This is a genomic window from Streptomyces sp. LS1784 (assembly GCF_020103755.1).
Classification (GTDB): domain Bacteria; phylum Actinomycetota; class Actinomycetes; order Streptomycetales; family Streptomycetaceae; genus Kitasatospora.
Map to the genome: position 1 here is coordinate 1 of NZ_JAHSQD010000303.1, position 9,946 is coordinate 9,946.

Here is a 9,946-nt window from a genome sequence, read left to right on the forward strand (position 1 = left end):
GGCCCGGGCCGAGCGGCAGCCCGGTGGCGGCGGTCAGCGCGGCCCGCAGCCAGCGCTCGGCGTCGGCCAGCGCGGGGGGTGCGGTCAGCGTGGTGGCGGCATCGAGCGGATAGTCCTCGTCCGGGCGGCGCACGGCACTCGAAGGTGCGGGAATGAGGTCCATTCCGACATCCTGCCCACGCCCCGGACGATTGGCATAGACCACCGGGGAAACCGGGTGCTATGCAAAACGGCGTTGTGCGGGGCGCCGCGCAAAACGGTGTTGCGCGGGGCGCCGCGGACTACTTGTTGTCGCCGTCGCCGCCCTGCGGCTTGCCGATGCCGTCGTAGATCTCCTTGCACATCGGACAGACCGGGTACTTCTTCGGGTCGCGCCCGGGCACCCACACCTTGCCGCAGAGCGCCACCACGGGAGACCCGGAGAGCGCGCTCTCCATGATCTTGTCCTTCTGGACGTAGTGCGCGAAGCGCTCGTGGTCGCCGTCCCCGTTGGACACCTGCGGGACGGGCTCGACCAGGGTGCCGGTGCCGAGGCCGCGCTCGGGCTCAAGAGTGCTCATGGGTGCCAAGTCTATGGGCGCCTCCGGAAACCCGGCCAGTGTCGCGCCGCCGGGCCGGTGGCTCAGTTCATCGTCGGGTCGTCCGGGTAGGTCGCCAGCAGGGCGAGCGGACCGCGCTGGCGGCGCAGCACCGAGCGCCACAGCCGCTCCGGCTCGGGGCTGGAGACGTCCCCGGGCTCGCAGTCCACCAGGTACCAGGCGCCGCTCTCCAGCTCGGTCTCCAGCTGCCCCGGCGACCAGCCGGCGTACCCGGCGAAGATCCGCAGGCTGCCCAGCTCGCCGGCCAGCACCTCGGGCGGCGCCTCCAGGTCGACCAGGCCGATCGCACCGTGCACCCGGCGCCAGCCGAGCGGCTCGCCGGCGCCCGGCTCCCCCGGCGCCACCGCGAGGCCGAGCGCCGAGTCCAGCGCCACCGGGCCGCCCTGGAACACCACGGCCGGCTGCCCGACGAGTCTGTTCCAGCCGTCCAGCACACTGCCCACCTCGACCGGCGTCGGCCGGTTGAGGACCACGCCGAGCGCCCCCTCGGCGTCGTGGTCGAGGAGCAGCACCACCGCCCGCGCGAAGTTCGGGTCGGTGAGCAGGGGCGTCGCGACGAGCAGACGGCCGGTGTGGGACCGGCCTCCGTTGGAATGGGCCGCCGTCATGCCCACATGATCCCGCAGAACGGCACCGCTCGGACACCGCAACGCCAGGAAACCCGCCACGCCGGACGAACACCCGTACGGCCGTACCGGGGAAGCGGGTACGGGCCCCGAGAGAGCACCATCACGGGAGAGGCTCACGGGAACCGACCGCACGCCTACTACCATCTACGTCTGGTGGACGCCCTTATACGGTGCCGACTCGGTTTCGCCGGGGGCCCGAACGCGCCCGTACGACCGGCCCACCACCGGCTCTCTCCCGGAGCCCACTCCCCCCGACTCCTCTGGCACCCCGGATTGCGAGAACGATGACCGACGACGTCCTGCTGGTCCATGGCGGAAACCCGCTCGAAGGCGAGATCCGCGTCCGCGGTGCGAAGAACCTGGTACCCAAGGCCATGGTCGCCGCCCTCCTCGGCCAGGGCCCCAGCAGACTGCGCAACGTCCCGGACATCCGCGACGTCAAGGTGGTCCGCGGCCTGCTGCAGCTGCACGGCGTGACCGTGCGCGCCGGCGACGAGGACGGCGAGCTGATCCTCGACCCCTCGCACGTCGAGAGCGCCAACGTCGCCGACATCGACGCGCACGCCGGCTCCTCGCGGATCCCGATCCTGTTCTGCGGCCCGCTGCTGCACCGCCTCGGCCACGCCTTCATCCCCGGCCTGGGCGGCTGCGACATCGGCGGCCGCCCGGTCGACTTCCACTTCGAGGTGCTGCGCCAGTTCGGCGCCACCATCGAGAAGCACCCGCAGGGCACCTACCTGGTCGCGCCGCAGCGCCTGCGCGGCACCAGGATCGAGCTGCCCTACCCCTCGGTCGGCGCGACCGAGCAGGTGCTGCTCACCGCGGTGCTCGCCGAGGGCGTCACCGAGCTGCGCAACGCGGCCATCGAGCCGGAGATCGTCGACCTGATCTGCGTCCTGCAGAAGATGGGCGCGATCATCACGCTGGGCACCGACCGGACCATCCTGATCACCGGCGTGGACGAGCTGAACGGCTACAACCACCGCGCGCTGCCGGACCGCCTGGAGGCCGCCTCCTGGGCCTGCGCGGCGCTCGCCACCAAGGGCGACATCTACGTCCGCGGCGCCCGCCAGCTGGAGATGATGACCTTCCTGAACACCTTCCGGAAGGTCGGCGGCGCCTTCGAGGTGGACGACGAGGGCATCCGCTTCTGGCACCCGGGCGGCGAGCTCAAGGCGATCGCCCTGGAGACCGACGTGCACCCGGGCTTCCAGACCGACTGGCAGCAGCCGCTGGTGGTCGCGCTGACCCAGGCCACCGGCCTGTCCATCATCCACGAGACGGTGTACGAGTCGCGGCTCGGCTTCACCGGCGCGCTGAACCAGATGGGCGCGCACATCCAGCTCTACCGCGAGTGCCTGGGCGCCACCCCGTGCCGCTTCGGCGCCCGCAACTTCCTGCACTCCGCGGTCGTCTCCGGCCCGTCCAAGCTGATCGGCTCCGAGCTGGTCATCCCGGACCTGCGCGGCGGCTTCTCGTACCTGATCGCGGCGCTGGCGGCCGAGGGCACCTCGACCGTGCACGGCATCGACCTGATCAACCGCGGCTACGAGAACTTCATGGACAAGCTGCGCGACCTGGGCGCCCACGTCGAGCTGCCCAGCGAGCAGCTGGTCGACGCCTGACGGTCCGGTCACGACGGCGAGAGGCCGGGCTCCCCAGCGGGGAGCCCGGCCTCTCGGGCGTTCAAGGGGTGGCTCAGGCAGCGCCCTTGGCGGCTTCCTTCAGCTTGGAGCCGGCGCTCACCTTGGCGCTGTAGCCCGCGGCGATCTGGATCGGCTCGCCGGTCTGCGGGTTGCGGGCGGTGCGGGCAGCGCGGTGGGTGCGCTCGAAGGTCAGGAAACCGGGGATGGTGACCTTCTCGTCGCCCTTGGCGACGACCTCGCCGACGATCTCGGCGAAGGCGGCCAGAACGGCGTCGGCGTCCTTGCGGGTCACCTCGGCGCGCTCGGACAGCGCGGCCACCAGCTCACTGCGGTTCATGTGTACTCCTGTGGTCTGTTCGCTTGCGGTGCGCGGGGGCCCATCGGTGCTCCCACCGGGGGGCACCCGGATGGGCCGCAGGTCCGCACACTGTGCTCATGCAGGCAATGCGTGGTCGCAGGCCGGGTCCGTACCCGATGCCGCGCGCCGGAGCCGTCGAAGGCCCACCCGCCCGCCTGGATACGAATCCTGCCCCGACCGGCCCCGAGAAAGCCAATCGGGCCCCGGCCGAGCCACCCGAACATCGCCCGCCCGTTGGAGGTATGACGCTCCGTCGGCTCCGGCGGACCGGGCGCGGGCGGCGGTCGGGACGACACGCCGGAAGACCAGGGGGACGTTCCGTACTTGTCGGACACGCCTGCCCCGTGCAGGGCTACGGTACGCCCTACGACTGACAAGCCCAAACACGCCCCTCGCCCTTGTGTCGCAAGGGTTCGGGGCGGGCTGGGCGGGCATGACCGCTATTCGCACATTTGAGCGATCTGCGACACGTCGCCCCGTCCGGCCGTCAGAGCTTGACGGTGGGGAACGCGGCGGTGTCGAGGGTGCCGACGATACCCGGGGTCGGACGGGCCGGCGCGGGGGCCTCCTGGGCCCCCGCCAGGGCCGCCTCGCGCACCGCCGAGGCGACGGTCTTGGCGACGTCCTTGTGGAACACGCTCGGGATGATGTAGTTCGCGTTCAGCTCGTCGTCGGCCACGGTGGTGGCCAGCGCCCGGGCGGCGGCGATCATCATCTCGGTGTTGACGGTGCGGCTCTGGGCGTCCAGCAGGCCGCGGAAGACGCCCGGGAAGACCAGCACGTTGTTGATCTGGTTCGGGAAGTCGCTTCGGCCGGTGGCGACCACGGCGGCGGTCTGCCGGGCGACGGCCGGGTCGACCTCCGGGTCCGGGTTGGCCAGCGCGAAGACGATCGCGTCCTGCGCCATGGTGGCCAGGTCGTCGCCGTCCAGGACGTTCGGGGCCGAGACGCCGATGAAGACGTCGGCGCCCGCCACGGCCTCCTTGAGGCTGCCGGTGCGGCCCGAGCGGTTGGTGTGCTCGGCGATCCAGCGCAGGTTCTCGTTGAGGTCCCCGCGGCCCAGGTGGACCACGCCCTGCACGTCCGCCACGGTGGCGTGCTCGACGCCGGCCGCCATCAGCAGCTTGAGGATCGCGGTGCCCGCGGCGCCGGCGCCCGACATCACCACGCGGATGTCGCCGATCTCCTTGCCGACCACCTTCAGCGCGTTGGTGAGGGCGGCCAGCACCACGATCGCGGTGCCGTGCTGGTCGTCGTGGAAGACCGGGATGTCCAGGGCCTCGCGCAGCCGGGCCTCGATCTCGAAGCAGCGCGGCGCGGAGATGTCCTCCAGGTTGATCCCGGCGAAGCCCGGGGCGATCGCCCTGACGATGGCGACGATCTCGTCGGTGTCCTGGGTGTCCAGGCAGATCGGCCAGGCGTCGATCCCGGCGAAGCGCTTGAACAGGGCCGCCTTGCCCTCCATGACCGGCAGCGCGGCCTCCGGGCCGATGTTGCCCAGGCCCAGCACCGCCGAGCCGTCGGTGACCACGGCGACGCTGTTGCGCTTGATGGTCAGGCGGCGGGCGTCCTCCGGGTTCTCCGCGATCGCCATGCAGACCCGGGCGACACCCGGGGTGTAGATCATGCTGAGGTCGTCACGGTTGCGGATCGGCAGCTTCGAGGACATCTCGATCTTGCCGCCGAGGTGCATCAGGAAGGTGCGGTCCGAGACCTTTCCGATCGACACGCCGTCGATCGTGCGCAGCTTCTCGACGATCTCCTCGCCGTGCGCGACCGAGGCGGCCGCCACCGTGACGTCGATCCGCAGCGCCTCCAGGCCGGAGGCGGTGACGTCGAGACCGGTCACCGACCCGCCGGAGGACTCCACGGCCGTGGTGATCGCACTGACGGCGTTGCCCCGGGCCGGGACCTCCAGCCGTACCGTGATCGAGTTGGAGACACTGGGCACCGTCGCCATCGACGCTTCCTTCTTCCGTCTGTCCCGCAGGCTCAACATTTTGTTGAAGGCATCGCCTGCGCATGCTAGACCTCGATCGTCGCACCTTCCAAGGGGCAGCCAGAAATAACGTTCATTGAGTGTGCGGACCCGACAATCCCACCCGACTGCCGCCGGTATCCCGCCGCTCACTCCTTGCCTCTCCCGGCCGATGCGTTACATTGGACGAGACACCGGCTCGATCCAAGCCCCCGGGCCCAACCTTCGTCCCTTCGAGGGACCACTTGCCGCGAGGCGAGCATGGCGGGTCGGTGTCATCAACGTCTGAAGGCCCCTCACCGAGCGGTGAGGGGCCTTCTTCCGTAGGGGCCGTCAGCCGTGCAGCAGTGCCGGCACGCCGGCCGCGTCCGGCAGGTCGTCCGGGCCGGAGAGCACGGTCAGCCGCTGGGTCGCACGGGTCAGCGCCACGTACAGCACCCGCAGCCCCGCCTCCGACTCTCCGGCGATGCCGGTCGGGTCGGCCACCACGGTCGCGTCGTACTCCAGGCCCTTGGCCTCCAGGCTGCCCAGCGCCACCACGCGCCCGCCCAGGCCCTCGGCCCAGCCGGCCGCCTCGTCCCGGCGGTCCATCGGCACCACGATCGCCACGGTGCCGTCCACCTCGGCCAGCAGCCGCTCCAGCTCGACCCGGGCGGCCGCGCCGAAGGCCTCCGGCGAGGGGTCGGTGACGGCCGCGAAACGCGGCTCCACGCCGACGTGGCGCACCGCGCTCGGCGACGGGGTGCCCGGCGCGGCCAGCGCCAGCACCTTGGCCGCGACCTCGGCGATCTCGGCCGGGTTGCGGTAGTTCACGGTCAGCGTGAAGCGGCGGCGCGGCTTGCCGGCGAGCACCTCGTCCAGCGCCGCCTGGGCCTCCTGCGGGAACGGCCAGGAGGACTGCGCCGGGTCGCCGACGATCGTCCAGGTGGCCATCCGGGACCGGCGGCCGATCATCCGCCACTGCATCGGGGTGAGGTCCTGCGCCTCGTCCACGATGACGTGCGCGTACTCCCTGCGCTCGGCCGGCTGGCGGTCGCGCTGGCGGGCGCTGCGGTCGGCGAAGGTGGTGACCTCGTCCAGGCCGCTCAGCAGGTCCACCGCGTCCACCTCGCGGACCTTCGGGCGGGCCGGCTCGCCGAGCAGCACCTGGAGCTCGTCGATCAGCGCGACGTCGTGCGCGGACAGCGCGCCCTCGCCCACCGCGGACAGGTGGCGCCAGGAGGCGGCCAGCAGCCTGGCCTCGTCCGGGGTGACGGCGCGGCGGGCGATCCGGTTGGTGTGCCGGTGCTGCCGCAGCGTGCCGAGCACCCGGCGCGGGGTCAGCACCGGCCACCAGGCGTCCAGGAAGTCCAGGAACGACGCCTCGTCCGAGACGTACTCGTCGAAGGACTCCTTCTCCTCCTGGCGCTGCTCGCGGGCGTAGTGGTCCGCGGGCTTCGGCAGGTGCCTGGTGGCCTGCTGCCACAGGGCGTCCAGCAGCAGCCTGCGGGCCCGCGGGCGCAGCAGGTTCAGCGGGGTGCCGCCGGAGCCCACCACGTTGCCGCGCACGGCCTTCAGCCGGCCGGCGTCCAGCTTCAGCACCTCGCCGCGGGCGACCACCTTCAGCTCCTGCGGCGCGCCCAGCTCCAGTGCCGCGCGGGCGGCCCGGCGCAGCAGTTGCACCATCCGGCCCGAGCCCTTGACCCGGGCCGCCTGGGGGGTGTCGTAGGTGCCCGCCTCGATGCCGTCCACCAGCGAGCCGACCGCCCGGATGGCGACCTGGCCCTCCTCGCCCAGCGCGGGCAGCACGCCCTCGGTGTAGGAGACCAGCAGCGGGGTCGGCGAGACCACCAGGATGCCCCCGGCGTAGCGGCGGCGGTCCTGGTAGAGCAGGTAGGCGGCGCGGTGCAGGGCGACGGCGGTCTTGCCGGTGCCGGGGCCGCCGGTGACCAGGGTGGCGCCCGCGGCGGCGGCGCGGATCACCTCGTCCTGCTCCTTCTGGATGGAGGAGACGATGTCGCGCATCGAGTGGCTGCGGGCGCGGCCCAGCGAGGCCATCAGCGCGCCGTCGCCGACCACGGCCAGCTCCTCGCCGTCCAGGGTCGGGGTGAGGTCCGGACGCAGCAGGTCGTCCTCGACGCCGATCACCTTGCGGCCCTTGGAGCGGATCACCCGGCGGCGGATCACCCGACCCGGCTCGACCGGGGTGGCGCGGTAGAACGGGGCGGCGGCGGGCGCGCGCCAGTCGATCACCAGCGGGCCGTACTCGGCGTCCAGCACGCCCAGCCGGCCGATGTGGAGGGTCTCGGCGACGGCCGGGTCGGCCGGGTCGAGCGGGGTGTTCGACGGGATGCCGTGCTCCTCCGGGGCGTCCGCCCGCTGGAGGTCGATCCGGCCGAACAGGAAGTCCTCGAACTCGCTGTTCAGTCGCTGGAGGTGGGCGCCGGCCCGGTAGACCTGGGCGTCGCGTTCGGCGAGCGCGCCGGGGGTGCCGACCTGGACCCGCTTGGCGGCGTCCTCCAGGATGTACTCGGCTTCGGCGAGCTTCTCCTCCAACCGGTGGTAGACGGTGTCGAGGTGCTGCTGCTCACCGGCGATCTCGCGCGCGCGGACGGTCTCGTGGTCGGTGGCGGGGGTGGTGGGCGTGTTGCTCTGCATGGCCTCGGTGGTTGCGGCGGAATCCGGCTCCGGAAAACGAGCGGACGGATGATCCTACGCCGCGACCCCGGGGCTGCGCTGCTCCGGAACGGACAAAAGTCGAAGGCCGCCCTCCGCGGAGCGGTGGACGGCCTTCGGTGTGAACATGGGGTGGTGGAGATGCCGGGAATCGAACCCGGGTCCAGTGGAGTCAATTCAGGGCTTCTCCGAGCGCAGTCCGCTGTGCTTTTCTCGGCCCTGGCGGTCACACGGACAAGCCGCCAACAGGCCCAGCTGCTGTTTGATTTCCCATCCGCCCCCGCAGCCCGGGCGGACGGTTGAGTTCCCTAGATTATGCCAGGGTCCGGGTCGGGAACCCCCCGGTCTGACACCCAAGCGCTATCGGTGCTTATTAGGCAGCGAGAGCGAACTGCTGGGAATCGCGCTTAGAGTTGGCGATTATTTTTTTGCGACACGTGGTTAACGAGATCATTGCCGCGTTCCTCGGCTCGCTTCCCCTGTTTCAACATCCCCTGTCGAAACCGATCATCCCCATGTTTTGTTGAGAAACAGCTCGGACGGTGATCGTCCGTGTTGCTTGCGCCATAGTACGCGAGGCGACGGGCGAGGGTCCAGCGGATTAACGCTGGCGTCGGCGGGCCGCCGCCACCGCACGGGCCGTCTCGCGGGTGTCCTGCTTCTCGCGCAGCGTCTGGCGCTTGTCGTAGAGCTTCTTGCCGACCGCGAGCGCCAGTTCGAGCTTCACCCGGCCGTCCTTGAAGTACAGCGAGAGCGGGACCAGGGTGTGACCCGCGTCGCGGACCTTGGTCTCGATCTTGCGGATCTCCAGCTTGTGCAGCAGCAGCTTGCGCTTGCGCCGGGCCGCGTGGTTGGTCCACGTCCCCTGGGTGTACTCGGGGATGAAGACGTTGTCGATCCAGGCCTCGTGGTTCTGGATGTAGGCGTAGCCGTCGACCAGGTTGGCCCGCCCCTCACGCAGCGACTTGACCTCGGTGCCGGTGAGTACGAGGCCGCACTCGTAGGTGTCGAGGATCGTGTACTCGTGTCGCGCCTTCTTGTTCTGCGCGATCAGCTTCTGTCCGGTTTCCTTTGCCATAGCGCGGCCATTCTCGCACTTCGACGCCGGATCGGGCAGCTGCTTTAGGCGCGGGTGCCGAGTCCCGCGAGGACCCGCAGGGCGAGCTCGTCGGCCGCCTCGCCCGAGTCGGCCGGGACGTCGGGGGTGAGGCCGGTGCCGTCCGGGGAGCGGCCGGCCGGGGTGTAGTAGCGGCCGACGGTCAGTTCCAGCACGGCGCCGTCGGCGAGCCGGCTGGGCTGCTGGACGGTGCCCTTGCCGAAGGTCCGCGAGCCCACCACCAGGGCGCGGCTGCGGTCCTGGAGGGCGCCGGCGAGCAGTTCGGCGGCGCTCATCGTGCCGCCGTCCACCAGCAGCACCAGCGGGGTGCGCTGGTCGCCGCCGGGCGGGGCGGTCAACTCCCTGGTCTCGCCGCGCTCCTGGTACGAGCCGACCGTTCCGCCGTCCAGGAAGATCCCGGCGGTGCCGGCCGCCTCGTCGACCAACCCGCCGGAGTTGCCGCGCAGGTCGAGCACCACGCCGGTGTGCGGGGTGCGCAGCGCGGCGCGCACCTGGTCGGCCACGCCGCTGGTGAAGGCGCGCACGGTCACCCGCAGCACGCCCTTGCCTAGTTGTTCCGCGGTGACCTGCCGGCTGTCCAGCAGCACGCGCCGCAGCCGCAGTTCGCGCTCCTCGCCCTCGCCGCGCCGGACGGTCAGCGTGACCTCGGAGCCGGCCCGGCGCTCCTCGCCCTGGCCGCGCAGCCGCGCGACCACCTCGGTGACCGGCAGGTGGTCGGCCTGGTCCTGGCCGATCCGTACGAGCCGGTCGCCGGGGGTGATCCCGGCCGCGGCGGCCGGGCCGCCCGGCGCGACCTGGGAGACCTCGGTGACGCCGTCCTGGCCGCGGCCGACCGAGAGGCCGACGCCCGGGTACCGGCCGTCCAGGCCCTGGCTGAACTCCGCGTACTCCTGGGCGCTGTAGTACGCGCCCCAGCGGTCGCCGCCGGCCGCCAGCAGGTGCTCGGCCTGCTGCTCGGACAGGG

At 71.7% G+C, this 9,946-nt stretch carries 8 protein-coding genes and 1 other RNA gene; 1 reads left to right on the forward strand and 8 read right to left on the reverse strand.

The annotated features are described in order from the left end of the window. Window positions 1-281: 281 nt before the first annotated feature. Entirely contained in the window at window positions 282-560 is a 279-nt protein-coding gene (locus tag KS423_RS28160) for a DUF3039 domain-containing protein (protein WP_224282582.1), read from the reverse strand. Window positions 561-622: 62 nt separating this feature from the next. After that, window positions 623-1,207: a YqgE/AlgH family protein gene (locus tag KS423_RS28165; RefSeq protein WP_224282583.1), complete on the reverse strand. Its 585-nt coding sequence runs from the start codon at window positions 1,205-1,207 to the stop codon at window positions 623-625. 305 nt (window positions 1,208-1,512) lie between these two features. On the opposite strand from KS423_RS28165, the gene murA reads away from it, so the two are divergent. Beyond that, window positions 1,513-2,853, forward strand: a complete 1,341-nt coding sequence (gene murA, locus KS423_RS28170) for a UDP-N-acetylglucosamine 1-carboxyvinyltransferase (RefSeq protein ID WP_224282584.1) — start codon at window positions 1,513-1,515, stop codon at window positions 2,851-2,853. Between the two features lie 73 nt (window positions 2,854-2,926). Here murA and KS423_RS28175 read toward each other — a convergent pair whose 3' ends face one another. From KS423_RS28175 to KS423_RS28200, 6 genes are all read right to left on the reverse strand, one after another. Continuing rightward, window positions 2,927-3,211: an HU family DNA-binding protein gene (locus KS423_RS28175; protein ID WP_030242980.1), complete on the reverse strand. Its 285-nt coding sequence runs from the start codon at window positions 3,209-3,211 to the stop codon at window positions 2,927-2,929. 508 nt (window positions 3,212-3,719) lie between these two features. After that, window positions 3,720-5,192: an NAD-dependent malic enzyme gene (locus KS423_RS28180; RefSeq protein ID WP_224282585.1), complete on the reverse strand. Its 1,473-nt coding sequence runs from the start codon at window positions 5,190-5,192 to the stop codon at window positions 3,720-3,722. A gap of 351 nt (window positions 5,193-5,543) precedes the next feature. Beyond that, window positions 5,544-7,847: a UvrD-helicase domain-containing protein gene (locus tag KS423_RS28185; protein WP_224282586.1), complete on the reverse strand. Its 2,304-nt coding sequence runs from the start codon at window positions 7,845-7,847 to the stop codon at window positions 5,544-5,546. Between the two features lie 151 nt (window positions 7,848-7,998). Beyond that, window positions 7,999-8,380, reverse strand: a transfer-messenger RNA (tmRNA) gene (ssrA, locus tag KS423_RS28190). Between the two features lie 86 nt (window positions 8,381-8,466). Then, window positions 8,467-8,943, reverse strand: coding sequence for an SsrA-binding protein SmpB (gene smpB / locus KS423_RS28195; RefSeq protein WP_224282587.1), 477 nt, complete (start codon window positions 8,941-8,943; stop codon window positions 8,467-8,469). A 44-nt stretch (window positions 8,944-8,987) separates the two neighbouring features. After that, window positions 8,988-9,946, reverse strand: a 959-nt coding sequence (locus KS423_RS28200) for a S41 family peptidase (protein ID WP_224282588.1), incomplete at its 5' end; no start/stop codon positions are given.